The sequence below is a fragment of the uncultured Tateyamaria sp. genome (assembly GCF_947494755.1).
GTDB lineage: Bacteria > Pseudomonadota > Alphaproteobacteria > Rhodobacterales > Rhodobacteraceae > Tateyamaria.
Genome location: NZ_CANLVZ010000022.1, coordinates 1 through 23,610, shown reverse-complemented (window position 1 = coordinate 23,610; position 23,610 = coordinate 1). Strand labels below are relative to the sequence as shown.

The following is a 23,610-nucleotide window of genomic DNA, read 5'->3' as shown; positions in this document are numbered from 1 at the left end:
CGAAGAGTCAAGTTTGCCGCTTGATCCGAAGCCGCGCAAAGTAGTCGAGCCGCTTTTTCAGGTCACGCTCAAAGCCACGCTCGACGGGTTGATAAAGGTCAGGGCGGCCCATGCCGTCGGGAAAGTAGTTTGCGCCCGAAAACCCATCCTCGGCATCATGGTCATAGGCATAGTTCTCGCCATACCCCTGATCCTTCATCAGCGCGGTCGGCGCGTTCAGGATATGCTTGGGGGGCAGGTGCGATCCGGTCTGCTTGGCGGCTCGGCGCGCGCCTTTGTAGGCGTTGTAGACCGCGTTGGATTTGGGCGCGAGGGCGAGGTAGACAAGGGCTTGCGCCAGCGCCAATTCCCCCTCGGGGCTGCCCAGACGTTCGTAGGTTTCCCAACTTTGCAGGCAGACGGCCTGCGCTTGGGGATCAGCTAACCCGATATCCTCGACCGCCATGCGCGTGATGCGACGGGCCAGATAGAGCGGGTCTTCGCCCCCTTCGAGCATCCGCGCAAACCAATAAAGCGATGCATCCGGGTCCGACCCGCGCACCGATTTGTGCAAAGCCGAAATCAGATTGTAATGGGCATCCCCCGACTTATCGTATTGCGCCGCGCGGCGCATCAGACGGGTTGCGAGGGTGGCAGGGTCGAGCGGGGCATCCACGTCCCACGCCGCGATCTGTTCGATCAGGTTCAGCAAAGCGCGCCCATCGCCGTCGGCCATATCCAGCAGATTGGTGCGCGCCTGCGGATCAAGCGGCAGCGGCTTGCCCAGATCAGCCTCGGCCCGTTGGGCAAGCCGTTCCAGATCATCCGTCCCGAGCCGTTCCAGCACCAAAACCTGCGCCCGGCTGAGCACAGCAGCGTTCAACTCAAAGCTGGGGTTTTCAGTTGTTGCCCCAACCAGCAGGATCGTTCCGTCCTCCATATGGGGCAGAAACCCATCCTGCTGCGCCTTGTTGAAGCGGTGGATTTCGTCAACGAACAACAAGGTGCCGCGCCCGTTCTGACGGCGGATGCGGGCGGCTTCGAACACTTTCTTGAGGTCCGGCACGCCTGTGAAAATCGCGCTGATCTGGACGAAATGTAGTTCGGTCTCATGCGCCAGCAGGCGGGCAATGGTCGTCTTGCCCACCCCCGGTGGTCCCCAAAAGATCAGCGACGACAGCGCGCCTGATGCCAACATCACCGTCAGCGGCGCGTCCGGACCCAGCACCTGAGGCTGGCCGATGACCTCGGCCAATGTCTGCGGGCGCAACCGATCCGCAAGGGGACGATGCCCCGCGTCCGGCGCGGGGTCAGGGGCGAACAGGTCCGCCACCTAGAACCGCAACTGCACGCGCGACGTGCCCCGCAAGGCCCGCACCGTCGTGCCGCGACGGGCAACGCGCAACGCGGCGGCCGCGTCAACAGGTTCGATAATGTCGCGCCGGTCAATGCGCTGCAAAATGTCACCTACCCGCAGACCGACCCGACCGCCAAGCACGCCCACGTCTGTCACCACAACGCCTTCTGCGCCAAGAGGCAGGTTTATCTCGGCGATCACCGCCGGATTGATCCGCGCCACGCTGAGACCTGGCAATGCCGCATCCTCGTCCAATGTGATTTCATCGCGCGGCGGATCCTCGGGGGGTTGGATCAGCGCGACGGCCACATCCGTACTCTCACCACCCCTCAGGCGGGTCATGGTGGCACTGTCCTTGTTCGAGGCCACGCTCATGCGAAACAGCATCTCGCTCGGCGAGTTGACAGGCGCACCATCCACTGCCAGCACCACATCACCCACCTCGAACCCGGCGCGGGCGAGCGGGCTGGCCGGGTGCAACCCCGCCAGGATGATACCGCCGGGGCGATCACGGCCCAACATCTCTGCCAGATCGGCGTCAACGGCCTGCCCCGTCGCACCTGCCCATGGACGCAAGAACCGGTCATTGCCGTCGCGGGCCTGTTTCATAAACGCCGCCACAAGGTCGGAGGGGATCGCAAAACCAATCCCGTTCGATCCGCCCGAGCGGCTGAGGATCCGCGTGTTCACGCCCAACAACTGCCCGCCCATGTCGATCAACGCCCCACCGGAATTGCCTGGGTTGATGGGCGCATCCGTCTGGATGAAATAACCGGCCCCAAGTCCGCCCGACCGCGCAAGACCCGACACGATGCCCGATGACACCGTCTGACCAACGCCAAATGGGTTACCGATGGCCAATGCCAGCTCGCCCACCTCGACGGTCTCACTCTCGCGGAGGGATAAAAACGGTAGGTCCTCGACCCCTTCGATCTTGAGAATTGCCAGATCACTGTCGCGGTCCCCCAACAGCACACGCGCCTCGTATTCGCGCCCGTCATTGAGGACCACGCGGATTTCTGTCGCTTGCCCGACCACGTGATAGTTGGACACCACAATCCCATCGGCGGACAGGATCACACCCGACCCAAGCGAGTTCTGAACGCGCGGCTGCGTCTGGCCAAACCCTTCGAACAGACGCTCAAAAAACGGATCGTCCATGAACGGGGAGCGTTGCGCCTGTGTCTCGAACTTGACGTAGATATTGACGACCGCCGGGGCGGTTTCGCGCACCAAAGGCGCAAAGCTGAGCGTGATTTCAGACCGAGAGTTTGGCACGCGGGTCGAGTCCTGCGCGTATGCGCCCCAGCCCGCCACACAGAGCAAAACTGTCAGTATCAGCCGTCTCATCGCAACCCTCCTGCCCCAGATGGATATGCGCGTTGCGCCACCGATTTGCAACAATCGCGATGGAACGGGGGTGGCGCCGCACGCGTTGGTCTGGAAACGGAAACCTAAGGAGGATTCGAGATGTCGAAACTGATCAAAGGCACGTGGGTCGTGGTGACTGACAGTGAAAAGGCGTTGTTCATGCGCAATCTGACGGACGGCGAGGATCCGCATTTCGAGGTCGACGGGGTCGAAGAACAAGACAATCCGCCCGATATCGAGCAATCGGCCAACCGCCCCGGACGTATGAACGATGGCGGGCCGGGCCACAAATCCGCGTTTGATGATACCGACTGGCACGAACTGGCCAAGGATCGGTTCGCCACGGACTTGTCGGACATGCTCTATGCCGAGGCGCATAAGGGCGCATTCGAGCGGCTGGTGATCGTGGCCGCTCCGCAGGTATTGGGTGTGCTGCGCAATGATCTGCATCAGGAAGTGACAGACAACATCATCGCCGAAATTCCCAAGACGCTGACCAACCACCCGGTGGACGAGATCGAAAAGATCGTGAAGGACGAGTTGAAAGCGGCCTGAGATTGAATGCAAAACGCCGCCCGTATTGGGGCGGCGTTTTCTTTGAGTTTGTCTGTGAGGACAGCCCTTATTCTTCGGCTGCATCCTCGGCAGCGACGCGGGCCTTGTCGGCAGCCCCTTTTGCGTCGCGGTCGCGGTCCACGAATTCGATGATCGCCATGGGCGCCATGTCACCGTAACGGAAACCGGCCTTGAGAACGCGCACATAGCCGCCCTGACGTTCGGCGTAGCGGGGTCCAAGCACGTCAAACAGTTTGGCGACGTATTGATCTTCTTTCAGCTTGGAGGCGGCCTGACGGCGCGCGTGCAGATCGCCGCGTTTGGCCAGCGTGATCAGCTTTTCGATGATCGGGCGCAATTCTTTGGCTTTCGGCAGGGTTGTCTTGATCTGCTCATGTTCGATGAGCGAGCCGGCCATGTTCGAGAACAACGCCTTGCGGTGTTCATGAGTTCGGTTCAGGCGGCGGTAACCACGTGCGTGACGCATAATTTCATTCCTTATCAGTGCCCTCTACGGGCGGTTTTGCTTTGTCCGGCCTTTGATGCGTGTCTCAGGCTCTCCTTGGGGCTGATGCCCGGGCGCACGACACGTGCGCCTTACTGGTTGTAAGGCGGGGGTGTCCCCCGCCCTACTGGTTCTTAAAAGTTGTCTTCGAACTTTTTCGCCAGATCTTCGATATTGTCCGGCGGCCAGTCCTCGACGTCCATGCCGAGGTGCAGCCCCATGCCCGACAGCACTTCCTTGATCTCGTTCAAGGACTTGCGGCCAAAGTTGGGCGTGCGCAGCATTTCGGCTTCGGTTTTCTGGATCAGATCACCGATATAAACGATGTTGTCGTTCTTGAGGCAGTTGGCCGAACGGACCGACAATTCCAACTCGTCCACTTTCTTGAGAAGCAGCGGATTGAACTCGAGGCCATCATCATCGTCCTGGCGGGACGCGGATTCAGGCTCGTCAAAGTTGACGAAGATACCCAACTGGTCCTGTAGGATGCGCGCGGCAAAGGCAACGGCATCATCCGGCGTGATCGAGCCGTCGGTTTCGACCTTCATGGTCAGCTTGTCGTAGTCCAGCACCTGGCCCTCACGGGTGGGTTGGACGTCATAGCTGACCTTTTTGACAGGCGAATAGATCGCGTCGATCGGGATCAGACCGATGGGCGCATCCTCGGGCTTGTTCTTGTCAGCCGAAACGTAACCCTTGCCGGTGTTGACCGTCAGTTCCATGAATACGTCCGCGCCATCGTCGAGGTGACAGATGACCAGATCGCGGTTCAGGATTTCGATGCCCGCGGATTCCGAAATGTCACCCGCCGTGACAACGCCAGGACCTTTGGCGGAGATCGACAGGCGCTTGGGCCCTTCGACTTCCATACGCAGGCTGACCTGCTTGAGGTTCAGGATGATGTCGGTGACGTCTTCACGCACACCGGCCACGGACGAAAACTCGTGCAATACGTTGTCGATCTGCACCGAGCTGATGGCCGCGCCCTGAAGGCTCGACATCAGTACGCGGCGCAGCGCGTTGCCCATCGTCAGACCAAAACCGCGCTCAAGCGGTTCGGCGATAACGGTGGCCTGACGCGCAGGCTCGTTGCCTGGCTTCACCTCAAGCTGCTGCGGCTTGATCAGTTCGGCCCAATTTTTATGGATCATACGTCCCTCCATTCCTGCCTGTTCCTCATGTCCAAAAGGAGCAGGCTCCCGAGGTTTCAAAAAAACGTGTTGGGGCCGCACGCAAAACACGCGGCCCCGGTAGAAATCAGTTGTCGCTTAGACGCGGCGGCGCTTGGGCGGACGGCAGCCATTGTGGGCCATCGGTGTCACATCACGGATCGAGGTGATATTGAAGCCGACAGCAGCCAACGCGCGCAGTGCCGATTCACGACCCGAACCGGGGCCCTGCACTTCGACTTCGAGCGTTTTGACGCCATGATCCTGAGCTTTCTTGCCCGCATCCTCAGCGGCCATCTGGGCCGCGTAAGGTGTCGATTTCCGCGAGCCCTTGAAGCCCATGGTGCCCGCAGACGACCATGCGATCGCGTTGCCCTGCACATCCGAAATCAGGATCTTGGTGTTGTTGAACGACGAGTTCACATGCGCCACACCTGCGGCGATGTTTTTGGAGACCTTTTTCTTGGTCACACGGCGTGTATCACGTGCCATTGGTGCGTCTCCTTATTTCTTCTTGCCGGCAATGGCCTTTGCGGGGCCTTTGCGGGTGCGAGCATTTGTGTGAGTGCGCTGACCGCGCACGGGCAGGTTACGACGGTGACGCAGACCGCGGTAGCAGCCAAGGTCCATCAGGCGTTTGATGTTCATCTGGGTTTCACGACGCAGATCACCTTCAACGGTGAAGTTCTCGTCGATATGCTCGCGCACTTTGAGGATTTCAGCGTCGCTCAGTTCGTTCACACGGCGGCTGGCGTCGATGCCGACAGCTTCGCAGATTTTCTGGGCAGATGCGTTGCCGATGCCTGTGATGTAGGTCAGTGCAATCGGAACGCGCTTGGCGGTGGGGATGTTGACCCCTGCAATACGTGCCACGTAAGGCTTCCTTTTCGTTGCGAGCCCGTAATCCCGGGCCCTTTTTTCACAACATAAAGCCCAAGGATTTTGCCCCCGGGCTTGCCGCTGATCAGGTGATCTGGCCGGACGCGTTCCGGCCTTTGATTCTCGTTAGAGATGGGGTGACTTAGGCTTTGATCCGGGAGGCGTCAAGCCTCTGACACACTTCTTAGAACTTCCTCTTCGATTTCCTGCGCCTGAGCGTCACTCAGAACATCGTTCTGTCGATAACTGGTCCGCTTCGCACGCCAGAATGGAACAATGATCATACCCAGCATTTCGCCCGACAGGAACTCGCCATCAACTTCCTTCTGCAGCCATGCAGTAGGCCAAGACTTTTCCTCGAAAGACTGTTTTCTCGCGCACCAACGGCGTCAGCGACTGCACGAACATCAATACTGCATCAATCGGATCAGAATAATGCCCATGCCAATGGTCTGTCGTAATCGTAAATTCAGCGGCATCATCGTCCCGACGCAACGAGATGGTAAACCCGCCAGAAGCAAGTGCCGGAAACGTCAGAGCTTGGCCACGGTCGTGCTCAATCGCAACATCTGCCATTCGCTCCAGACACGCGGCCAACCGATCAACAATCAACTGACTCACGTATTGTCGAGCACTCCAGCAATTGCTGCCTTCACCCCATCCATACTCCCCAGCCCATCGATCTTGGAGAGCTGGCCCTTGGCATAGTAGTAGCCGATCAGCGGCGAGGTCTTCTTGTAGTATTCCATCAGCCGGGTGCGCAGCGACTCTTCGTTGTCGTCGGCCCGCCGTTTGAACTGGTTTTCAGCCCCGCAATTGGTGCATTTGCCATCCGCCGGGATCGGCTTGGTGTTGTCGTTATAGACCTCACCGCACGCTCCGCAGGTCGCGCGCGCGGTGATGCGCGCCACGAGTGCTTCGTCATCCACTTCCATCTCGATGACTGCATCAAGGGCCTGACCCTTTTCGGCCAGCAGATCGTTCAGGGCGTCGGCTTGGGCCAAGGTGCGTGGGAAGCCGTCAAAGATGAACCCGCTTGCCTCAACCGTTTCAAGCTGCTCGCGGATCAGGCCAATCACGATCTCGTCCGTCACCAGTGCCCCACGCGCCATGACGTCCGCAACGATCTGGCCCATTTCGGTGCCCGAGTCCTTGGCCGCGCGCAGCATGTCACCGGTCGACAGTTGCACCATGCCGCGTTCTTCAACAAGAAACCGCGCTTGCGTGCCTTTGCCCGCACCGGGTGGGCCCAACAGGATTAAGTTCATTGTCTTCCCCCAGACCGGATCGCTTAGCGGCGCACCGGGCTCCGTTTACGGCGCCCTTTTGAGCCTTTGCCGCGCAGTTGCGATTTCTCGATCAGGCCTTCGTACTGGTGGGCCAGAAGGTGGCTTTGAACCTGTTGGATCGTGTCCATTGTGACCGACACGACAATCAGGACCGACGTGCCGCCGAAGTAGAACGGAATGGCAAACTGACCGCGCAGGATTTCGGGCAGGATACAGACGGCGGCCAGATAGGCCGAGCCGAGCACCAGAACACGATTGACCACATATTCCAGATATTCGGACGTCTTCTTGCCGGGGCGAATACCGGGCACAAAGCCGTTCTGGTTCTTGAGATTGTCGGCCACATCATCGGGTTTGAAGCTGACATTGAACGTGTAGAAATAGGCAAAGAACACGATCATCGCGACAAAGAACAGCAGGTAGAGCGGCTGGCCGGGGCCGAAGTTCGCCAGCAGCCATGACATGATCGGACTGGTGGAGTTGCCCGAGAAGGTCGAGATCGTGACCGGCAGCAACAGCAGCGATGAGGCGAAGATCGCCGGGATCACGCCCGCCGGGTTCACCTTGACCGGCAGGTGCGAGGACCCGCCATCATAAACCTTCATGCCCACCTGACGGCGAGGATACTGGATATGGATCTTGCGCAACGCGCGCTCCATGAACACCACAAACATGATGGTCGCGATGACCATCACCAGGACGCCAATGATGACCGCAGGGCTGATCGCGCCCGACCGGCCAGAGGCAAAGAACTGCGCGATGGCGGCGGGCACTTCGGCAATGATGCCGACGAAGATGATCAGCGAAATACCATTGCCGATGCCGCGTGCTGTGATTTGCTCACCCAGCCACATCAGGAACATCGTACCGCCCACAAGCGTGATCAGGCAGGACATGCGGAAGAACATGCCCGGGTCGGTGACAAGATCACCGGATTCCAGCGAAACGGCAAGGCCGTAAGCCTGCAACGTCGCCAGCGCCACGGTGCCGTAACGGGTATATTGGTTGATCTTCTTGCGCCCCTGCTCGCCCTCTTTCTTCAGCTGTTCGAGCTTGGGGACCATTGAGGTCAGAAGCTGTACGATGATCGAGGCGGAGATATAGGGCATGATCCCGAGGGCGAAAATGCCCATCCGACCAAGCGCACCGCCGGTGAACATGGACACCATGCCGCCGATGCCCTGACCCGCCTGCTCCATGAACTCACGCAGGGCCGCGCCATCGATACCCGGAACGGGGATGAAGGTGCCCAGACGATAGACGATCAGCAGACCGAGTGTGAACAGGATGCGGTTGCGCAGGTCCGTGGCCTTGCCCAGAGCGCTCCAGCTCGTGTTGGCGGCCATATTCTCGACGGCTGATACCATTGGGGTGGTGTCCTTTGGCAAACCGCCGCCCTGCCGGTTTTCCAGCGGGCGGCGTGAGGAAAACTAAGCCCTATGTAAGCCGCAGATGCGCGGCTCACAAGGCGTGTTTATCGGCTTACTCAGCGGCTGCCGCAGCGACGGACAGTGTGCCGCCGGCTTTTTCCACAGCTTCCACTGCGGATTTGGACGCACCGGTCACACTCAGATCAACTTTGCTTGTGATCTCGCCCTTGGCCAGAACGCGGATGCCGTCCAGTTTGCGACGCACGAGGCCAGAGGCGATCAGCGCATCTTCGGTGATGGCGGATTTCGCGTCGAGCTTGCCCGCATCGATGAATTTCTGGATCAGGCCGAGGTTGATTACAGCGAACGCCTTGCGGTTGGGCTTGTTAAAGCCACGCTTGGGCAGACGTTGGTACAAAGGCATCTGGCCGCCTTCGTAACCGTTGATGGCTACACCCGAGCGGGATTTCTGACCTTTGATACCACGGCCACCCATCTTACCGGTGCCGGAGCCGGGACCACGGCCCACGCGTTTGCGGGGTTTGGTGGCGCCTGGATTGTCGCTGAGTTCGTGCAGTTTCATGTCGCTTCTCCTAAGCCGGAACCACCCCCGAAGCGGAATGGGTGAACGCGGCGTTTCTTGGTTTTGATTCTTGTGGACGTGATGTCCACCGACAGGCGTATAGACGCGGTGCGATACCGGATCAAGGGCGCGTTTCGGGGTGATCTCGCCAGATGGTCTACGTCCGCGTCAACGTCCCCATCACTCCGAACCTGTGGCCCAGATATGCGCTCGCTATCGAGTCCAACCCCTATATTTTCCAACTACCCCTACGCGAATAGTCATTTGCGTGCTTCCCCAACCGCCCTTTCGGATGTAAGCAAATTTCAACGACGCCCTCAATCGGCGCATCAAGCAGACCCACAGGCCCCCGGAGACCACCGCCGTGTTCCAAGACGCCCTCGCAAACAGTGCTGTTTTGCAGCGAGCCGGCCTCGCCGCTGCGGTGCTGAGTGTCTATGCGTTCTGGCCCTATATCCGCGACATCCTTGCCGGACGCACACGCCCCGAACGGTCGTCCTGGCTGATCTGGGCCCTGCTCAGCGCGGTCTCGCTGCTGTCCCAGACCTATGAGGGGGCGCAGGCCTCGTTGGGGTTTGCCGCGATGCAGACCGCCGGCACGGTTCTCATCTGCGGCTTGACCTTTTGGCGGGGCGAACGGCGCGGCTTTGACACCGAGGACAGTCAGGTGCTGACCGCCACGGCCATCGGTATCTGGCTGTGGGCCGAAATGGAAACGGCGGCCTACGCGATGATGGTGACGATCAGCATGTCGGCCATGGGCGGCGTGCTCACGATGAAGAAAGCCTACGCCGATCCGGGCTCCGAAACCATGGCGACATGGGCCGCGTTCTTTGTGGCATCTGCATTGGCGGCCGTGTCGGTTGGGCAACTCGATTGGTTGCTGCTGGCCTATCCGCTTTACGTCATGGCCCTGTCAGCGGCGATCATGCTGGCGATGGTCCTGGGCCGCAAACGCGCGCCGCAGGTAGAGCGGATGGACAGCGCCATGCGCCGCACGCTAACGATGTCGATCAGGTCTTTGGATCGTGCACCGGCGGGTTCGACCAGCGGGACGGCGCAAAAGGGCGCGTGATCGCGCGTTCGAGCATCTCAAGCCGATCCTGCCCGTAAAACATCTCGCCCTTCAGCACATATGTCGGTGACCCCATAACACCCGCAACGCGCGCGTCGTCCGCGTTTTGGGCATATCGCGCCGCCATGTCGGGGTGGCGCGCGGCGGCGATCAGATCATCCGTGTCATGCCCCAAGGCGCTCGCAAGCGCGCTGAGTGTCGCCGCATCTGACAAATCCGCATCATTCAGCCAATGGGCGCGCAGCACCGCATGAGCAAAGGCATCGACAGCATCCCCCCGATCCCCGAGGGCGAGGATCATCGCACTGGCTAGCGTGTAGTCCGCATCGTGATAGGTCGGGCGCGCGGACATGACCGGCACGTCGCGCACCTCGGCCCACCGCTCGATCTCTCGACCAAAGAAGTAATCGACATGGGCTTGGGTGCGATCCCGGAACGGCAGACTGCCTTGCGCCTCGACCACCGGGGACAGCGGAATGGGGCGATGCACCAGGGTCAGCCCATGGGCGGCGCAGATCTGCATCACCCGCGCAGAGCCAAGATAGGCAAAGGCGGAATGGGCGGAATAGTAATAGATCAGCTCGGACATAGCCCGAGACTAGAGGCGCGGGTTGGAAACCGAAACCCGTCTACGGTATGGAAAACCAGACTCGCGCAAGGCGGTGCTTCGCCGTAGTTTCAAACCCATAGATCCAACGCCGAGCGATATTCTTCGGCACCCCCTTTTCCCATCCGCTCACAGGCGGATCGCATCGCCCCGGAGACTGAATTTGCTTGAAGCCCTGTTTCAAGACGCGCCCGTCCTGCGTCTTATTGGTATCGCCTCGGCGCTCCTCAGCATCTTTGCCTACCTACCTTACGCCCGCGACACACTCGCCGGGCGGACACAGCCCCAACGCACGTCTTGGCTGATCTGGTCGGTGCTGGGCAGTATTGCGTTGGCCTCGCAAGCTTACGAGGGCGCGCAGGCATCGCTCTGGTTTGCGACCATTCAGGTCGGCGGGACGATTACGATCTTCCTGCTCTCGGTGCGCTACGGGACGGGCAATTTCGTAACAAAGGCCGATGCGGGGGTGCTCTGGGCGGCGGCAACCGGGCTCGTGATCTGGGCGCTGACGGACACGGCCGTCTATGCGCTGGCGATCACGATCACCATTTCGCTGATGGGCGGGTCGGTGACGATCCTGAAAGCCTACCGCGCGCCACAAAGTGAGACGCTGAGCATGTGGCTGACATCCTGGGTGGCGGCGGGACTGGCCATGATCGCAGTTGGACAGGTCTACTGGGTGCTGCTGGCCTATCCGCTGTATCTGTTTGTTTTGAACGGCGGGATCGTGGCGGCGATCCTGCTCGGGCGGGCACGCAGCGCCCCTGCCCCGATCTTTATCCGGCGCTATACGAAAAACGCCGCGCATTGAGGTGCGCGGCGTCTTTGGCGTGAAGTTGTAAGGCGGAGGTGTCCTCCGCCCCGGCCCGTCTCAGCCTTTTTCTTCGATGATCTCAACCATGTGCGAGATCGAACGCACCATGCCGCGCACCGAAGGGGTGTCTTCGAGTTCGCGGGTTTTGTGCATTTTGTTCAGGCCCAGGCCCACTAGTGTCGCGCGCTGTTTGGCGGGGCGACGGATGGGGGAGCCGATCTGTTTGACGACGATGGTTTTTGCCATGGGTCTCAGGCCTCCTCGGTGGCCGCTTCGGCGGCAGGTGCTTCGTCACGCTTCGGCAGAATGTCAGCGACTTTCTTGCCACGGCGTTGGGCGACACCACGGGGCGACTGCTCTTTGCGCAGGCCGTCCATGGTGGCACGGATCATGTTGTAAGGGTTTTGCGAGCCGATCGACTTGGACACAACGTCCTTGACGCCCAGCATTTCGAACACGGCCCGCATTGGACCACCGGCGATGATCCCGGTTCCCTCAGGGGCGGTGCGCATCACGACTTTACCGGCACCGTGGCGCCCTTCCATGTCGTGGTGCAGCGTGCGGCCTTCGCGCAGTTGCACGCGGATCATCTGGCGCTTGGCTTGCTCTGTGGCTTTGCGAATGGCCTCGGGGACCTCTTTCGCCTTGCCTTTGCCAAAGCCGACGCGGCCCTTTTGATCGCCAACGACGACGAGCGCGGCAAAGCCGAAGCGCTTACCACCCTTGACGGTCTTGGAGACGCGGTTGATCGCGACCAGGCGATCGGCGAATTCTGGGGTTTCGTCGCGGTCGCGACGGTTGCCCCGGCGATTGTTGTCACGTTCTGCCATGGAGGCATCCTTTGTTCAGGGTGGCTTGCGCCAGTTAACGTCGATCCAAGTGGGCAGATGCCCCCGGATCATCGGGGCCGCGCGAACGCGACCCGCAAGTCTTTAGATTTTCAAACCACCTTCACGCGCGGCATCGGCAACTGCCTTGACCTTGCCGTGAAAGAGGAAGCCGCCGCGGTCGAAATACGCTTCGGACACGCCCGCCTTCTTGGCGCGCTCCGCGATTGCCTCGCCCACTTTGGTGGCGGCCTCGACGTTGTTCTTGCCCACAACGCCCAGACCCTTTTCGAGGGTCGAGGCCGAGGCGAGTGTCACGCCGTTGACGTCGTCGATCAGCTGCACGCTGATGTTCTTGTTGCTGCGGTGCACGCTCAGGCGCGGACGCCCTGCATTCACGCGGCGAAGTTTGTTCCGGACGCGCAGGCGGCGCTTGAGGAACAGGGTCCGTTTGCTATTTGCCATCTGTCTGGTCCTTACTTCTTCTTGCCTTCCTTACGGAAGATAAATTCGCCTTTATAGCGGATGCCTTTGCCCTTGTAGGGCTCGGGCTTGCGCCACTCGCGGATGTTTGCAGCCACTTGGCCGACCAACTGCTCGTCGATACCTTCGACGACGATTTCGGTCTGCTTGGGGGCTGTGACGGTGACACCGGCGGGCGGCGTGTAATCCACATCGTGCGACAGGCCAAGGTTCAGTTTCAGGGTGTTGCCCTGCATCTGAGCCCGGTAGCCGACGCCCTGGATTTCCAGCTCTTTCTTGAAACCGTCCGTGACACCGGTGACCAGGTTCGCGACCATTGTGCGGCTCATGCCCCACTGCTGGCGCGCGCGCTTGGACTTGCCGCGTGGCGTGATGGAAACGGTGCCGTCTTCGACCGCAAGGGTCACATCGTCCGTCGCCTTGAACGAACGCGTGCCTTTGGGGCCTTTGACTTCGATCATCTGACCAGAGACGGATGCGGTCACACCCGAGGGCAGATCGACCGGTTTTTTACCAATACGAGACATCTGCTTCTCCTTAGAAGATCGTGCAAAGCACTTCGCCGCCAACATTCTGGCTGCGTGCGTTTGCATCCGACATCACACCTTTGGAGGTGGAGACAATCGACACGCCCAGGCCCTGACGGACCGACGGGATGTCATTGACGCCCATGTAAACGCGACGACCGGGTTTGGAGACCCGCTTCAGTTCGCGAATGACAGGTTCGCCTTCGTAGTACTTCAGGCTGATCTCGATGGCGGGGTGGCCATCCTCGCCTTTGGTTTCTTCAAAGCCACGAATGTAACCTTCGTCCGCCAGCACTTCGAGCACGCGCACGCGCAGTTTTGACGCAGGCGTCGTCACCACGGACTTGCCGCGCATCTGGCTGTTGCGGATGCGGGTGAGCATATCTGCGATAGGATCGGTCATAACTCTCTCTCCCTTACCAGCTTGACTTGACCATGCCGGGGATTTGCCCGGCAGAGCCGAGTTCCCGCAGCGCGATCCGGCTGATTTTCAGCTTGCGGTAATACGCATGCGGACGACCGGTCAGTTGGCAACGATTGTGAAGACGCACGGCGCTGCTGTTGCGGGGCAGTTTTGCCAGCTTCAGCGAGGCGCGGAAACGCTCTTCCATCGGTTTGGTTTCGTCGCTGATGATTGCTTTGAGCTCGGCACGCTTGGCCGCGTACTTTTTCACCAGCTTTTCGCGCTTCACTTCGCGCGCGATCATGGATTTTTTAGCCATATCTTTTTCCTCTTCGCGCTTACGAGTTGAAGGGCATGTTGAAATGCTTGAGCAAGGCTTTTGCTTCCGCATCAGTCTGGGACGTGGTCGCGATCACGATGTCCATCCCCCAGTTTTCGTCGATCTTGTCAAAGTCGATCTCGGGAAAGACGAGGTGTTCCTTGAGGCCCATGGCGTAGTTGCCACGCCCGTCAAAGGATTTGCCCGAAATGCCGCGGAAGTCACGGATACGGGGCATCGCAATGGTGATCAGACGGTCCAGGAATTCATACATCCGGTCGCCGCGCAAGGTCACCTTGGCACCAAGGGGCATGTCCTCACGCACCCGGAAACCCGCGATGGATTTCTTGGCAACGGTGGTCAGCGCCTTCTGGCCTGCGATCGCGGTCAGGTCTTCCTGAGCGGATTTGGCTTTCTTGCTGTCGCGCACGGCCTCGGCACCGCAGCCAATGTTCAGGACGATCTTGTCCAGACGCGGGATCTGCATGTCGTTCTTGTAGCCGAACTCTTCTTTCATGGCCGCGCGGATCGTGTCCTTGTAAACGGCCTTGAGGCGGGGGGTGTAGGTTGCAGTGTCGAGCATCAGATCACATCCCCTGTTGTCTTGGCAAAGCGCACTTTCTTGTTGCCGTCCATTTTGAAACCGACGCGTGTGGCTTTGCCATTGGCATCCAGCAGCGCGAGGTTGGAAAGATCAACGGGCATCGCTTTGGGGATGCGGCCGCCTTGGCTTTCCTGGGTTTGACGGGTGGCGCGGATCGCGATGTTCAGCCCATCAACGACGGCCTTGTTCGCTTTGGGGTTGATCGAGGAAATCGTGCCCTCTTTGCCCTTGTCCTTGCCCGTGAGCATGACGACCTTGTCGCCTTTTTTGAGTTTCGCAGCCATCAGAGCACCTCCGGAGCCAGCGAGATGATTTTCATGAAGTTCTTGCCGCGCAACTCGCGCACTACGGGGCCAAAGATCCGGGTGCCAACAGGTTCGTTGTTGTTGTTCAGGATCACGGCCGCGTTGCGGTCAAAACGGATGGCGGTGCCATCGTCGCGGCGGACTTCCTTGGCGGTGCGCACGACGACGGCCTTGCGGACGTCCCCTTTCTTTACGCGACCACGTGGGATGGCTTCCTTGACGGACACGACGATAACGTCGCCGACCGAAGCGTATTTACGCTTGGAACCACCCAGGACCTTGATGCACTGAACACGGCGCGCGCCGCTGTTGTCAGCAACATCCAGGTTGGTTTGCATCTGGATCATTTGGTTTCTCCCGACCTTTGGGGGGCGATGCGTGCCTGATCCCCAGGGTTTCGATTAATGCAGCAAAGTGCCGACTTACGCCTCAAGCACTTCCCAACGTTTCGTTTTCGACTTGGGCGCACATTCGATGATACGAACGGTGTCGCCGACCTTGAACGCGTTCTGTTCGTCGTGCGCCCGGTATTTCTTGGACTTACGAATGGTCTTTTTCAGAACCGGGTGCGTAAAGCGACGCTCGACAGACACGGTCACGGTTTGGGCGTTTGCGTCGGAGGTCACGACGCCAGACAGGATACGCTTTGGCATGTCATGCTCTCCTTATTCGGCCGCTTTGGCGGCAAGTTCGTTGAGGATCGTCTTGACGCGTGCGGCATCACGACGGGCACCACGCAGACGCGCGGAGTTCTCAAGCTGACCCGTGGCCTGCTGGAAACGCAGGTTGAAGGCTTCTTTTTTCAGGTTTGCCAGTTCATCACGAAGCTGGTCCGGGGTCTTGTCCCGAAGTTCTTGGGCGTTCATGCGCCTGTTCCTTTCAACATCACGAGCGGGCCACCAAAACGGCGTCACCCTGATTCCCGTGGAGTGGATGATAGAGGGGCCGTATATGAGGGGTGCGGACGCATAGCAACCCCTGTTTTGTAAAGAAACATAAGGCTGTGCGCTGGTCCGTCGGGCGCGGCGGAGGCACCTACCATATATATTGAAAACGTCCATCCCGCCTACCACGTGCGCCCCGCGCACCGCAGGGGCTCGGCATGGGTTTTTACTCCATTCCGATCGACTGCGCACTCTGGCCCGGCGGTGCGCGCTGCGCTAAGGAGACCGCATGAAAATCACATCCCTCTTCGCCACCCGCCTCTATCATGCCGCCCTGTCCGAGTTCGCGCCCAAGGTCGATCCGACCGAGCTGGAGCGCAACTGCTATGGCATTGCCGAAGATGACGAGGCGGGGCACGACTGGTGCGAGGCGCAGGGCTATCCCGGCTACACCTCTTATGCGTCGCTGACCGACCTGCCGTGGCGGTTCCCGATCTTTGGCGATCTGGTCAAGGCGCTGGACGCGCATGTCGCCGCCTTTGCCCGCGAGTTGGCCTTCGATCTGGGGGACAAAACACTGGTGCTGGACTCGATCTGGATCAACATCCTGCCCGAAGGCGGCATCCACACCGGCCACATCCACCCTCATTCGGTGATTTCGGGCACGACCTATGTGGCGATGCCCGAGGGGACCAGCGCGCTGAAACTCGAGGACCCGCGGCTGCCGATGATGATGGCCGCGCCGGGGCGCACAAAGGATGCGCCCGAGGAGTTGCGCCAGTTCCACTATGCCAAACCGGCGGTGGGCGATGTGCTGCTGTGGGAAAGCTGGCTGCGCCACGAGGTGCCGATGAACATGGCCGAGGATGAGCGGGTGTCGGTGTCGTTCAATTATGGGTGGGAGTGACGGCGCACGTCATGCCTATATAGTCGATGTTAATTCATAGCTCATACTTGAAAACCTAAGTTGTCACTGCCCTTCTTTCTCTCGTTGCTGGCAGTCCTTAACGCTGCGGGTCGGGTTCAGCGGTGCCCACTGCAGATAGATTTGGCCCGATTGGAACCTACCTAGACCAAAGACCACTTGAGTCGAAAATCTGGCTCGTACCAAGTCGTGTGCCGCGGCGTGTCTATCAGCAAATCGCAATACTTGTCCGATCGCCAAATTATTCGGGTCAGTATCGAGAGCGTACCAACCTCGCCTGAAACCAGTCCTCCAAGTCCGAGAAGTCAACCTCGCCCGCTGCGACAGCGACAACCAGATCATCAATTGGCTCGTCGTCCGGAATGTTCAGAGAGTAGCCGCTGCGCTCAATGAGTAGTTCCGTCAATATCCATGCTGTCCGCTTGTTGCCATCGACAAATCCATGGTTGCTGACGCAACTATGCAATGTAGCAGCAGCCTTGGCTGCAATCTTCGGGTGATAACCGGAGTAGGGACGGCCCAAAGCTGACTGAATGAGATGTAAACTCGAAACGCCGGGTCGACCACCATACCTTAAAGCCTCGTCATGAGCCAGAAAAGCATCGGCCAAAGTTAGCTTATAGTGGCGCCTAGCGATCGGCCAACCTCTTCAAGGCGTCCCGGCGTTTGGCTGTCACTAGCTTGGCTGCCGTCATCGATTTCGGACCGGATCTCGACGTCTTTCCAGAGCTTTGCACAGATACGAACCTACCTGAACGAGCGTCACGCACGACCGTACCACCCTTGACTGCAGATTTCTTAAGTTGTGGCATCGCAAACAACCGCGTTGAAAGAATTACCTCTTATAAAGGTATCTAGACCCTGTTGCGCAATATGTTTGTCTAAAGAACAAAATAACCCCAGGCGCTTTCACACCAGGGGCTATCAACCACATTCGTAGGGTAGGCAATCGGCCCACCAATTACCAGTCCTCGCGGACCACAACGCGGGTTTTGATCGGCAACTTCATCGCCGCAAGGCGCAGGGCCTCGCGGGCGATGTCGTCGTTCACGCCATCGATTTCGAACATCACGCGACCGGGTTTGACCTTGGCCGCCCAACGGTCGACCGAGCCCTTACCTTTACCCATACGCACTTCGATGGGCTTGGCCGTCACGGGCACGTCCGGGAAAATCCGGATCCACACCCGGCCCTGACGTTTCATGTGACGGGTCATGGCACGACGCGCCGCTTCGATCTGACGGGCGGTGACCCGCTCAGGCTCAAGCGCCTTGAGACCATAGGTGCCAAAGTTCAGGTCGGACCCGCCCTTTGCCAGACCCTTGATCGAGCCCTTAAACTGTTTGCGGAATTTGGTACGCTTTGGTTGAAGCATCTAAATGCCCTCCGATCAACGACGACCGCCTGCACCGCGAGGTGCTGGGCCGTCCTGGAGTTCCTGTGCTTTACGGTCACGCGCCTGGGGGTCGTGCTCCATGATTTCACCTTTGAAGATCCAGGTCTTGATCCCGATGATACCATAGGCGGTCGACGCCTCGACGTGTGCGTAATCGATGTCGGCACGCAGGGTGTGCAAAGGCACGCGACCCTCGCGATACCACTCGGTCCGCGCGATTTCGGCGCCGCCAAGGCGGCCCGCGACGTTCACGCGGATGCCCAGGGCACCCATGCGCATGGCGTTCTGCACCGCGCGCTTCATGGCGCGGCGGAAGGACACCCGACGCTCAAGCTGTTGGGCGATGCTTTCACCCACAAGGGCGGCATCCAGCTCGGGCTTGCGGACTTCAACGATGTTGAGGTGCAACTCAGAGTCGGTCAGGTTCGCCAGCTTCTTGCGCAGACCTTCGATGTCCGCACCTTTCTTGCCGATGATGACACCGGGGCGGGCTGTGTGGATCGTGACACGGCACTTCTTGTGAGGCCGTTCGATGATCACACGGGCCACACCGGCCTGCTTGCACTCGGTCTTGATGAAATCACGGATTTTCAGATCTTCGAGCAGAAGATCACCGTAATCCTTGGTGTCGGCATACCAGCGGCTGTCCCAGGTGCGGTTCACCTGCAGGCGCATGCCAATCGGATTGACTTTGTTACCCATCAGGCTTGCTCCTCGACTTGACGCACTTTGATCGTGATTTCGGCGAACGGCTTCATGATCTTGCCGAAACGGCCGCGCGCCCGGGGACGCCCACGTTTCATGGTCAGGTTCTTGCCAACCCAGGCTTCGGCGACGATCAGCTCGTCGACATCCAGGTTGTGGTTGTTTTCAGCATTGGCGATCGCGGATTGCAGGCACTTCTTGACGTCCTGCGCGATGCGCTTTTTCGAGAAGGTGAGGTCGGTCAGGGCCTTGTCCACCTTCTTGCCACGGATCAGCTGAGCCACGAGGTTCAGCTTTTGCGGGGACGTGCGCAGCATACGGGTCTTGGCCATTGCTTCGTTGTCCGCCACGCGGCGTGGGTTCTTGTCCTTGCTCATTTGCGTTTCGCCTTCTTGTCAGCGGCGTGACCGTAATAGGTCCGCGTGGGCGAATATTCACCGAACTTCTGGCCGATCATCTCTTCGGACACGTTCACGGGAATATGCTTGTGGCCGTTATACACCCCAAAGGTCAGACCCACGAACTGGGGCAGAATGGTGGAGCGGCGCGACCAGATCTTGATCACTTCGTTGCGCCCGCTCTCGCGCGACGCTTCCGCCTTCTTCAGCACATAGCTGTCGACGAACGGACCTTTCCAAACAGAACGAGACATCTATCAGCGCCCCTTTTTCTTGGCGTGACGCGAGCGGATGATCAGCTTTTGCGACGCTTTGTTCTTGTTGCGGGTGCGGGCACCCTTGGTGGGCTTGCCCCATGGGGACACTGGGTGGCGACCACCCGATGTGCGCCCTTCACCACCACCGTGGGGGTGGTCGATCGGGTTCATGACGACACCACGCACAGACGGGCGGATGCCCTTGTGACGCATGCGGCCCGCTTTACCGTAGTTCTGGTTGCTGTTGTCTGGGTTGGACACGGCACCAACGGTGGCCATGCATTCCTGACGGACCAGACGCAGCTCGCCCGAGGACAGACGGATCTGGGCATAGCCCCCGTCGCGGCCCACGAACTGGGCATAGGTGCCAGCGGCGCGCGCGATCTGACCACCCTTGCCGGGCTTCAGCTCGATGTTGTGAATGATTGTCCCAATGGGCATCCCCTGGAACGGCATTGCGTTACCGGGTTTGATATCCGCCTTTTGGGAGGAGATGATCTTGTCACCGACCGCCAGACGCTGAGGGGCAAGGATATAGGCCTGCTCGCCATCATCGTATTTCACCAGCGCGATGAACGCGGTCCGGTTGGGATCATATTCGATGCGTTCGACCGTAGCCGAGACATCCATTTTGTTGCGACGAAAATCGACGATCCGATAGAGGCGTTTCGCGCCCCCGCCTTTGCGGCGCATCGTGATCCGTCCGGTGTTGTTCCGTCCGCCATTCTTGGTCAAACCCTCAGTGAGAGACTTGACCGGGCGGCCTTTCCAAAGCTCCGAACGGTCGATCAGTACCAGCCCACGCTGGCCCGGCGTCGTCGGCTTATACGACTTGAGTGCCATGATTGCTGTCTTCCGTTTTGCTGTGCGCGGCCATGTGGGCCACGATGGTTATAGGCCCCCGTAGGTGCCCGAAGTGAGGTGGCGGCGGGCGGATGATGCATCCGCCTTACAGCCAAAGACAAAGCCCCGGACGAATCCGGGGCGGTGTCGATGGGGTCTGGTAAGGCAGCACCCCCACACCGTCAACCCTCCAATAAGGGCCATCGACCCATATCTTTCTTAGCAATCTGTCCACTGCGTAACAAAACCGCCTGATGGTTCTGCGAACAAACCGTTGACCTCTGTACGAATAATGCGCTTGATGAAAAATATAAGATGAAAAGCGTATAGACGTAGATCAAAAATGAGACTTCGAAATTTGATAGTCGCGCTCATAATCTGTAACCCCGCCAGTGCTGCGAACTGGCATTCGTTCGGGACGTGTAGCTACCATATTGCTCCCGACGGACGCAACTTCACTCTTGTGAGCAAGTCAGGCTGCCGACAGGACTTTTATGGGGGCACTGGTCATTTTGTGTCAGCATACAAATGGCAAAACGGAAACGAAGCCGTCCAAATCGACACGTATGATGAACAAAGCGAAAAAATCGTCCAAACGTTGAACGGTATTGACGTAATTGAGTCCGGAATTGGACTTGAGTCAAACGATGGTCTTACCGATTACGGCTACTGTACAATCACAAGTTCTACTCTTGGGATCGAAGCGACCTGTTTCAAACGTCTTAGCAAACAGATTAGTGGTCATTAAAAAAGAGGCCCGCCGAAAAAGCGAGGCCTCTCCTTCTTACCGTAAGGTGGGCAATTTGCCCACCACCAATCAAAGCCCGGTACTCACGTCAATCGTGTTGCCTTCTTCAAGCGTCACATACGCCTTCTTGACGTCCTTGCGCTTGCCCAACGCGCCGCGGAAGCGTTTGACTTTGCCTTTGGTGATGGTCGTGTTCACGGCCTTAACCTTGACCCCAAACAGGGCCTCGACGGCCTCTTTGATCATCGGCTTGTTGCTGTCCATCGCCACTTCGAACACGATCGCGCCGTTTTCGGACGCCATAGTGGCCTTTTCGGTGATGACCGGCTTGCGGATCACGTCGTAATGTTCTGCCTTGGCACTCATTTCAGGCGAGCCTCCAGTGCTTCGATCCCTGCTTTGGTGATCACGAGCGTGTCACGTTTCAGGATATCGTATACGTTGGCGCCCATCGTCGGCAGGATGTCCAGACCTTCGATGTTGCGCGATGCGGCGAGGAAATCCTCGTTCACGGATGCGCCGTCAATGACCAGCGCGCGTTTCCAGCCCAGATCCTTGACCTGCTTGGCCAGAGCGGCAGTTTTACCCGTGGTGGCCGCATCCTCGATGATGACCAACTCACCCGCCGCCATTTTGGCGGACAGCGCGTGACGCAGACCGAGCTTGCGGAACTTCTTGGGCAGGTCATGACCGTGGCTGCGCACAACCGGACCCTTGTAGACACCACCACCGCGGAAGATCGGGGCCGAGCGGGCACCGTGGCGTGCGCCGCCGGTGCCTTTTTGGCGATAGATCTTCTTGGTCGAGTATTTCACTTCGGACCGCGTCTTGACCTTGTGCGTGCCGGCCTGGGCGTTGTTACGCTGCCAGCGGACGACGCGGTGCAGGATGTCTGCGCGTGGCTCGAGGCCAAACAGGGCCTCGTCCAGATCGACAGAACCGGCCTTGCCGCCGTCTAGTTTGATGACATCGAGTTTCATGCGTCACCTTCCTTGTTCTCGGGCGCGTCGCCCGCATCGTCGGCCTTGTCAGCAGCGATGTCGGCTTCGGCGGCTTTAAGCGCTTCGGCTTCGGCAGCGGCCTGCTCTTCGGCAAGACGTTTTGCTTCGGCTTCGGCCTCTGCGGCGGCGGCTGCAGCAGCTTCTTCAGCGGCTTTGGCGGCTTCTTCGCGGGCAGATTTCAGAGCGGCGGGCAGGATCGCGTTTTCGGGGAACGGCTTTTTGACCGCATCCTTGACGGTGACCCAGCCCCCTTTCGATCCGGGGACGGCACCCTTGATCATGATCAGACCACGGTCGGCATCGGTGCGCACAACCTGAAGGTTTTGCGTGGTCACCTTGGCGGCACCCATGTGGCCCGCCATCTTCTTGCCTTTGAAGACTTTGCCGGGATCCTGACACTGACCGGTCGAGCCATGCGAGCGGTGCGAAATCGACACACCGTGGCTGGCCCGGAGACCGCCGAAGTTGTGGCGTTTCATGGCACCGGCAAAACCCTTACCGATAGAGGTGCCGGTCACGTCGACGAACTGCCCCTCAAAGTAGTGGTCGGCGATAATTTCCTCGCCCACATTGATCAGGTTGTCTTCGGTCACGCGGAACTCGACCAACTTGCGCTTGGGTTCCACTTTCTGTGCGGCGAAGTGGCCGCGCATGGCTTGGCTGACGCGCTTGACCTTGGGCGAACCCGCCCCAAGCGTTACAGCGGTGTAGCCGTCCTTGTCCGATGTCCGTTGGCCAACGACCTGCAGACCGTCCAGTTGAAGAACGGTAACAGGAACCTGCTTGCCGTCTTCCATGAACAGCCGGGTCATGCCGACTTTCTTTGCGAGAATTCCAGAGCGCAACATGGATGTACCCTCCTTTACGATTGCAGTTTGATCTCGACATCCACACCAGCGGCGAGGTCGAGCTTCATCAGCGCGTCCACGGTCTGGGGGGTCGGATCAACGATGTCGAGCAGACGCTTGTGCGTGCGGATCTCGAACTGGTCACGGGATTTCTTGTCGACGTGGGGGCCACGCAGAACGGTGAATTTTTCGATCTTGTTCGGCAGTGGGATGGGCCCACGGACGGACGCGCCTGTGCGTTTGGCGGTGTTGACGATCTCTTGTGTGGAGGCATCCAGCACACGATAGTCAAACGCCTTGAGGCGAATGCGGATGTTTTGGCTTTGAACGGCCATGATGTGCGTTCCCTTACTCGGGGCTCTTAACGGAGAGGAGGAGCGTCGCTCATCGACACCCCTCGTCGCGTCTGTTTTTTCGGTGCAGGGCGGATCGAGATCCGCCTTACGTTTGGGCGCGTAAGGCGGAGGTGTCCTCCGCCTCGCAACCGTTTACTCGGTAATCTTGGATACCACGCCGGCACCAACAGTGCGGCCGCCTTCGCGGATCGCAAAGCGCAGGCCCTGCTCCATCGCGATCGGCGCGAT

The 23,610-nt window shown here is 59.4% G+C and carries 37 protein-coding genes; 4 read left to right on the top strand and 33 right to left on the bottom strand.

Translation table 11 applies throughout. The features are described 5' to 3' along the window. Positions 1-7: 7 nt before the first annotated feature. Together Q0908_RS19020 and Q0908_RS19015 are read right to left on the bottom strand one after the other, a co-directional pair. A complete protein-coding gene (locus tag Q0908_RS19020) occupies positions 8-1,312 on the bottom strand; it encodes a replication-associated recombination protein A (protein ID WP_299288415.1) in 1,305 nt (434 codons plus the stop codon). Then, complete coding sequence (locus tag Q0908_RS19015; protein ID WP_299288412.1) at positions 1,313-2,686, bottom strand: trypsin-like peptidase domain-containing protein; 1,374 nt, start codon at positions 2,684-2,686, stop codon at positions 1,313-1,315. It lies immediately after the preceding gene. Positions 2,687-2,806: 120 nt separating this feature from the next. On the opposite strand from Q0908_RS19015, the gene Q0908_RS19010 reads away from it, so the two are divergent. Further along, positions 2,807-3,262 carry a host attachment family protein gene (locus Q0908_RS19010; RefSeq protein WP_299288409.1) on the top strand — a complete coding sequence of 152 codons (456 nt, stop codon included), beginning with the start codon at positions 2,807-2,809 and terminating at the stop codon, positions 3,260-3,262. 67 nt (positions 3,263-3,329) lie between these two features. Here Q0908_RS19010 and rplQ read toward each other — a convergent pair whose 3' ends face one another. The 8 genes from rplQ to rplO form a co-directional block, all read right to left on the bottom strand. After that, entirely contained in the window at positions 3,330-3,749 is a 420-nt protein-coding gene (rplQ, locus tag Q0908_RS19005; RefSeq protein ID WP_299288407.1) for a 50S ribosomal protein L17, read from the bottom strand. Between the two features lie 152 nt (positions 3,750-3,901). After that, entirely contained in the window at positions 3,902-4,918 is a 1,017-nt protein-coding gene (locus tag Q0908_RS19000) for a DNA-directed RNA polymerase subunit alpha (protein WP_299146823.1), read from the bottom strand. Between the two features lie 117 nt (positions 4,919-5,035). Then, on the bottom strand, positions 5,036-5,428 hold the full coding sequence (rpsK, locus tag Q0908_RS18995) for a 30S ribosomal protein S11 (RefSeq protein WP_299146824.1): 393 nt from the start codon (positions 5,426-5,428) through the stop codon (positions 5,036-5,038). Positions 5,429-5,440: 12 nt separating this feature from the next. Beyond that, positions 5,441-5,809 (bottom strand): 30S ribosomal protein S13, encoded by a 369-nt coding sequence (rpsM, locus tag Q0908_RS18990; RefSeq protein WP_299146825.1) that lies wholly within the window; start codon positions 5,807-5,809, stop codon positions 5,441-5,443. A gap of 321 nt (positions 5,810-6,130) precedes the next feature. After that, positions 6,131-6,436, bottom strand: coding sequence for a hypothetical protein (locus Q0908_RS18985; protein WP_299288402.1), 306 nt, complete (start codon positions 6,434-6,436; stop codon positions 6,131-6,133). Beyond that, positions 6,433-7,083, bottom strand: coding sequence for an adenylate kinase (locus Q0908_RS18980; RefSeq protein WP_299288400.1), 651 nt, complete (start codon positions 7,081-7,083; stop codon positions 6,433-6,435). Before Q0908_RS18980 ends, Q0908_RS18985 begins: the two co-directional genes overlap by 4 nt. 23 nt (positions 7,084-7,106) lie before the next feature. Next, complete coding sequence (secY, locus tag Q0908_RS18975; protein ID WP_299288397.1) at positions 7,107-8,471, bottom strand: preprotein translocase subunit SecY; 1,365 nt, start codon at positions 8,469-8,471, stop codon at positions 7,107-7,109. Between the two features lie 115 nt (positions 8,472-8,586). Continuing rightward, positions 8,587-9,057 carry a 50S ribosomal protein L15 gene (rplO, locus tag Q0908_RS18970; protein WP_299288394.1) on the bottom strand — a complete coding sequence of 157 codons (471 nt, stop codon included), beginning with the start codon at positions 9,055-9,057 and terminating at the stop codon, positions 8,587-8,589. 364 nt (positions 9,058-9,421) lie between these two features. On the opposite strand from rplO, the gene Q0908_RS18965 reads away from it, so the two are divergent. Further along, positions 9,422-10,132 carry a hypothetical protein gene (locus Q0908_RS18965; RefSeq protein ID WP_299288391.1) on the top strand — a complete coding sequence of 237 codons (711 nt, stop codon included), beginning with the start codon at positions 9,422-9,424 and terminating at the stop codon, positions 10,130-10,132. On the opposite strand, the gene Q0908_RS18960 is transcribed toward Q0908_RS18965, so the two are convergent. Continuing rightward, positions 10,071-10,721 carry a DsbA family protein gene (locus tag Q0908_RS18960; protein WP_299288388.1) on the bottom strand — a complete coding sequence of 217 codons (651 nt, stop codon included), beginning with the start codon at positions 10,719-10,721 and terminating at the stop codon, positions 10,071-10,073. The two genes, Q0908_RS18965 and Q0908_RS18960, sit on opposite strands and share 62 nt — an antisense overlap. 181 nt (positions 10,722-10,902) lie before the next feature. On the opposite strand from Q0908_RS18960, the gene Q0908_RS18955 reads away from it, so the two are divergent. Next, a complete protein-coding gene (locus tag Q0908_RS18955; RefSeq protein ID WP_299288385.1) occupies positions 10,903-11,550 on the top strand; it encodes a hypothetical protein in 648 nt (215 codons plus the stop codon). A gap of 60 nt (positions 11,551-11,610) precedes the next feature. Here Q0908_RS18955 and rpmD read toward each other — a convergent pair whose 3' ends face one another. From rpmD to rpmC, 11 genes are all read right to left on the bottom strand, one after another. Continuing rightward, a complete protein-coding gene (rpmD, locus tag Q0908_RS18950; RefSeq protein ID WP_299146832.1) occupies positions 11,611-11,799 on the bottom strand; it encodes a 50S ribosomal protein L30 in 189 nt (62 codons plus the stop codon). 5 nt (positions 11,800-11,804) lie between these two features. Then, on the bottom strand, positions 11,805-12,383 hold the full coding sequence (gene rpsE / locus Q0908_RS18945) for a 30S ribosomal protein S5 (protein ID WP_299146833.1): 579 nt from the start codon (positions 12,381-12,383) through the stop codon (positions 11,805-11,807). A 102-nt stretch (positions 12,384-12,485) separates the two neighbouring features. Beyond that, positions 12,486-12,845, bottom strand: a complete 360-nt coding sequence (gene rplR, locus Q0908_RS18940; RefSeq protein ID WP_299288381.1) for a 50S ribosomal protein L18 — start codon at positions 12,843-12,845, stop codon at positions 12,486-12,488. Between the two features lie 11 nt (positions 12,846-12,856). Then, on the bottom strand, positions 12,857-13,390 hold the full coding sequence (rplF, locus tag Q0908_RS18935) for a 50S ribosomal protein L6 (protein ID WP_299288378.1): 534 nt from the start codon (positions 13,388-13,390) through the stop codon (positions 12,857-12,859). Positions 13,391-13,400: 10 nt separating this feature from the next. Then, a complete protein-coding gene (gene rpsH / locus Q0908_RS18930) occupies positions 13,401-13,793 on the bottom strand; it encodes a 30S ribosomal protein S8 (RefSeq protein WP_299288376.1) in 393 nt (130 codons plus the stop codon). 13 nt (positions 13,794-13,806) lie between these two features. Continuing rightward, positions 13,807-14,112 carry a 30S ribosomal protein S14 gene (gene rpsN, locus Q0908_RS18925; RefSeq protein WP_299146835.1) on the bottom strand — a complete coding sequence of 102 codons (306 nt, stop codon included), beginning with the start codon at positions 14,110-14,112 and terminating at the stop codon, positions 13,807-13,809. 19 nt (positions 14,113-14,131) lie between these two features. Beyond that, positions 14,132-14,695 carry a 50S ribosomal protein L5 gene (rplE, locus tag Q0908_RS18920; RefSeq protein ID WP_299288373.1) on the bottom strand — a complete coding sequence of 188 codons (564 nt, stop codon included), beginning with the start codon at positions 14,693-14,695 and terminating at the stop codon, positions 14,132-14,134. Beyond that, positions 14,695-15,000, bottom strand: a complete 306-nt coding sequence (gene rplX, locus Q0908_RS18915; protein WP_299288370.1) for a 50S ribosomal protein L24 — start codon at positions 14,998-15,000, stop codon at positions 14,695-14,697. The genes rplE and rplX overlap by 1 nt, the downstream gene beginning before the upstream one ends. Continuing rightward, positions 15,000-15,368, bottom strand: a complete 369-nt coding sequence (gene rplN, locus Q0908_RS18910; RefSeq protein ID WP_113821507.1) for a 50S ribosomal protein L14 — start codon at positions 15,366-15,368, stop codon at positions 15,000-15,002. The genes rplX and rplN overlap by 1 nt, the downstream gene beginning before the upstream one ends. Before the next feature lie 75 nt (positions 15,369-15,443). Beyond that, complete coding sequence (gene rpsQ, locus Q0908_RS18905; protein WP_076628854.1) at positions 15,444-15,674, bottom strand: 30S ribosomal protein S17; 231 nt, start codon at positions 15,672-15,674, stop codon at positions 15,444-15,446. Positions 15,675-15,686: 12 nt separating this feature from the next. Continuing rightward, positions 15,687-15,887, bottom strand: coding sequence for a 50S ribosomal protein L29 (gene rpmC / locus Q0908_RS18900; protein ID WP_299146843.1), 201 nt, complete (start codon positions 15,885-15,887; stop codon positions 15,687-15,689). A gap of 307 nt (positions 15,888-16,194) precedes the next feature. On the opposite strand from rpmC, the gene Q0908_RS18895 reads away from it, so the two are divergent. Next, positions 16,195-16,812: a TIGR02466 family protein gene (locus Q0908_RS18895; protein WP_299288365.1), complete on the top strand. Its 618-nt coding sequence runs from the start codon at positions 16,195-16,197 to the stop codon at positions 16,810-16,812. Between the two features lie 268 nt (positions 16,813-17,080). On the opposite strand, the gene Q0908_RS18890 is transcribed toward Q0908_RS18895, so the two are convergent. The 11 genes from Q0908_RS18890 to Q0908_RS18840 all read right to left on the bottom strand — a co-directional run. Continuing rightward, positions 17,081-17,440, bottom strand: coding sequence for a type II toxin-antitoxin system death-on-curing family toxin (locus tag Q0908_RS18890; RefSeq protein WP_299288362.1), 360 nt, complete (start codon positions 17,438-17,440; stop codon positions 17,081-17,083). A gap of 351 nt (positions 17,441-17,791) precedes the next feature. Further along, complete coding sequence (gene rplP, locus Q0908_RS18885) at positions 17,792-18,205, bottom strand: 50S ribosomal protein L16 (RefSeq protein ID WP_299146850.1); 414 nt, start codon at positions 18,203-18,205, stop codon at positions 17,792-17,794. Between the two features lie 15 nt (positions 18,206-18,220). Beyond that, positions 18,221-18,928 carry a 30S ribosomal protein S3 gene (rpsC, locus tag Q0908_RS18880; protein WP_299288358.1) on the bottom strand — a complete coding sequence of 236 codons (708 nt, stop codon included), beginning with the start codon at positions 18,926-18,928 and terminating at the stop codon, positions 18,221-18,223. Then, positions 18,928-19,308 (bottom strand): 50S ribosomal protein L22, encoded by a 381-nt coding sequence (rplV, locus tag Q0908_RS18875; protein WP_299146852.1) that lies wholly within the window; start codon positions 19,306-19,308, stop codon positions 18,928-18,930. The genes rpsC and rplV overlap by 1 nt, the downstream gene beginning before the upstream one ends. Next, complete coding sequence (gene rpsS, locus Q0908_RS18870; RefSeq protein ID WP_025059469.1) at positions 19,305-19,583, bottom strand: 30S ribosomal protein S19; 279 nt, start codon at positions 19,581-19,583, stop codon at positions 19,305-19,307. The genes rplV and rpsS overlap by 4 nt, the downstream gene beginning before the upstream one ends. Before the next feature lie 3 nt (positions 19,584-19,586). Then, positions 19,587-20,429: a 50S ribosomal protein L2 gene (gene rplB, locus Q0908_RS18865; RefSeq protein ID WP_299146853.1), complete on the bottom strand. Its 843-nt coding sequence runs from the start codon at positions 20,427-20,429 to the stop codon at positions 19,587-19,589. An 817-nt stretch (positions 20,430-21,246) separates the two neighbouring features. Then, entirely contained in the window at positions 21,247-21,543 is a 297-nt protein-coding gene (locus Q0908_RS18860; RefSeq protein ID WP_299288353.1) for a 50S ribosomal protein L23, read from the bottom strand. Next, positions 21,540-22,157 carry a 50S ribosomal protein L4 gene (gene rplD, locus Q0908_RS18855; protein ID WP_299288350.1) on the bottom strand — a complete coding sequence of 206 codons (618 nt, stop codon included), beginning with the start codon at positions 22,155-22,157 and terminating at the stop codon, positions 21,540-21,542. Before rplD ends, Q0908_RS18860 begins: the two co-directional genes overlap by 4 nt. Next, the gene (rplC, locus tag Q0908_RS18850; protein WP_299288348.1) at positions 22,154-23,026 is read right to left on the bottom strand and encodes a 50S ribosomal protein L3; all 873 of its coding nucleotides are present in this window, start codon (positions 23,024-23,026) and stop codon (positions 22,154-22,156) included. Before rplC ends, rplD begins: the two co-directional genes overlap by 4 nt. Before the next feature lie 14 nt (positions 23,027-23,040). Next, positions 23,041-23,361, bottom strand: coding sequence for a 30S ribosomal protein S10 (gene rpsJ / locus Q0908_RS18845; protein ID WP_195819727.1), 321 nt, complete (start codon positions 23,359-23,361; stop codon positions 23,041-23,043). Between the two features lie 153 nt (positions 23,362-23,514). Continuing rightward, the coding region (locus Q0908_RS18840) for a hypothetical protein (RefSeq protein WP_170782973.1) at positions 23,515-23,610 on the bottom strand (96 nt) is incomplete at its 5' end.

What these genes read in the sequence shown, in the direction of transcription:
- Q0908_RS19015 (WP_299288412.1), bottom strand. Translation starts at nt 2,686, where the DNA reads ATGAGACGGCTGATACTGACAGTTTTGCTCTGTGTGGCGGGCTGGGGC.
- Q0908_RS19010 (WP_299288409.1), top strand. Translation starts at nt 2,807, where the DNA reads ATGTCGAAACTGATCAAAGGCACGTGGGTCGTGGTGACTGACAGTGAA.
- rplQ (WP_299288407.1), bottom strand. Translation starts at nt 3,749, where the DNA reads ATGCGTCACGCACGTGGTTACCGCCGCCTGAACCGAACTCATGAACAC.
- Q0908_RS19000 (WP_299146823.1), bottom strand. Translation starts at nt 4,918, where the DNA reads ATGATCCATAAAAATTGGGCCGAACTGATCAAGCCGCAGCAGCTTGAG.
- rpsK (WP_299146824.1), bottom strand. Translation starts at nt 5,428, where the DNA reads ATGGCACGTGATACACGCCGTGTGACCAAGAAAAAGGTCTCCAAAAAC.
- Q0908_RS18980 (WP_299288400.1), bottom strand. Translation starts at nt 7,083, where the DNA reads ATGAACTTAATCCTGTTGGGCCCACCCGGTGCGGGCAAAGGCACGCAA.
- secY (WP_299288397.1), bottom strand. Translation starts at nt 8,471, where the DNA reads ATGGTATCAGCCGTCGAGAATATGGCCGCCAACACGAGCTGGAGCGCT.
- rplO (WP_299288394.1), bottom strand. Translation starts at nt 9,057, where the DNA reads ATGAAACTGCACGAACTCAGCGACAATCCAGGCGCCACCAAACCCCGC.
- Q0908_RS18960 (WP_299288388.1), bottom strand. Translation starts at nt 10,721, where the DNA reads ATGTCCGAGCTGATCTATTACTATTCCGCCCATTCCGCCTTTGCCTAT.
- rpmD (WP_299146832.1), bottom strand. Translation starts at nt 11,799, where the DNA reads ATGGCAAAAACCATCGTCGTCAAACAGATCGGCTCCCCCATCCGTCGC.
- rpsE (WP_299146833.1), bottom strand. Translation starts at nt 12,383, where the DNA reads ATGGCAGAACGTGACAACAATCGCCGGGGCAACCGTCGCGACCGCGAC.
- rplR (WP_299288381.1), bottom strand. Translation starts at nt 12,845, where the DNA reads ATGGCAAATAGCAAACGGACCCTGTTCCTCAAGCGCCGCCTGCGCGTC.
- rplF (WP_299288378.1), bottom strand. Translation starts at nt 13,390, where the DNA reads ATGTCTCGTATTGGTAAAAAACCGGTCGATCTGCCCTCGGGTGTGACC.
- rpsH (WP_299288376.1), bottom strand. Translation starts at nt 13,793, where the DNA reads ATGACCGATCCTATCGCAGATATGCTCACCCGCATCCGCAACAGCCAG.
- rpsN (WP_299146835.1), bottom strand. Translation starts at nt 14,112, where the DNA reads ATGGCTAAAAAATCCATGATCGCGCGCGAAGTGAAGCGCGAAAAGCTG.
- rplE (WP_299288373.1), bottom strand. Translation starts at nt 14,695, where the DNA reads ATGCTCGACACTGCAACCTACACCCCCCGCCTCAAGGCCGTTTACAAG.
- rplX (WP_299288370.1), bottom strand. Translation starts at nt 15,000, where the DNA reads ATGGCTGCGAAACTCAAAAAAGGCGACAAGGTCGTCATGCTCACGGGC.
- rplN (WP_113821507.1), bottom strand. Translation starts at nt 15,368, where the DNA reads ATGATCCAGATGCAAACCAACCTGGATGTTGCTGACAACAGCGGCGCG.
- rpsQ (WP_076628854.1), bottom strand. Translation starts at nt 15,674, where the DNA reads ATGCCAAAGCGTATCCTGTCTGGCGTCGTGACCTCCGACGCAAACGCC.
- rpmC (WP_299146843.1), bottom strand. Translation starts at nt 15,887, where the DNA reads ATGAACGCCCAAGAACTTCGGGACAAGACCCCGGACCAGCTTCGTGAT.
- Q0908_RS18895 (WP_299288365.1), top strand. Translation starts at nt 16,195, where the DNA reads ATGAAAATCACATCCCTCTTCGCCACCCGCCTCTATCATGCCGCCCTG.
- rplP (WP_299146850.1), bottom strand. Translation starts at nt 18,205, where the DNA reads ATGCTTCAACCAAAGCGTACCAAATTCCGCAAACAGTTTAAGGGCTCG.
- rpsC (WP_299288358.1), bottom strand. Translation starts at nt 18,928, where the DNA reads ATGGGTAACAAAGTCAATCCGATTGGCATGCGCCTGCAGGTGAACCGC.
- rplV (WP_299146852.1), bottom strand. Translation starts at nt 19,308, where the DNA reads ATGAGCAAGGACAAGAACCCACGCCGCGTGGCGGACAACGAAGCAATG.
- rpsS (WP_025059469.1), bottom strand. Translation starts at nt 19,583, where the DNA reads ATGTCTCGTTCTGTTTGGAAAGGTCCGTTCGTCGACAGCTATGTGCTG.
- rplB (WP_299146853.1), bottom strand. Translation starts at nt 20,429, where the DNA reads ATGGCACTCAAGTCGTATAAGCCGACGACGCCGGGCCAGCGTGGGCTG.
- Q0908_RS18860 (WP_299288353.1), bottom strand. Translation starts at nt 21,543, where the DNA reads ATGAGTGCCAAGGCAGAACATTACGACGTGATCCGCAAGCCGGTCATC.
- rplD (WP_299288350.1), bottom strand. Translation starts at nt 22,157, where the DNA reads ATGAAACTCGATGTCATCAAACTAGACGGCGGCAAGGCCGGTTCTGTC.
- rplC (WP_299288348.1), bottom strand. Translation starts at nt 23,026, where the DNA reads ATGTTGCGCTCTGGAATTCTCGCAAAGAAAGTCGGCATGACCCGGCTG.
- rpsJ (WP_195819727.1), bottom strand. Translation starts at nt 23,361, where the DNA reads ATGGCCGTTCAAAGCCAAAACATCCGCATTCGCCTCAAGGCGTTTGAC.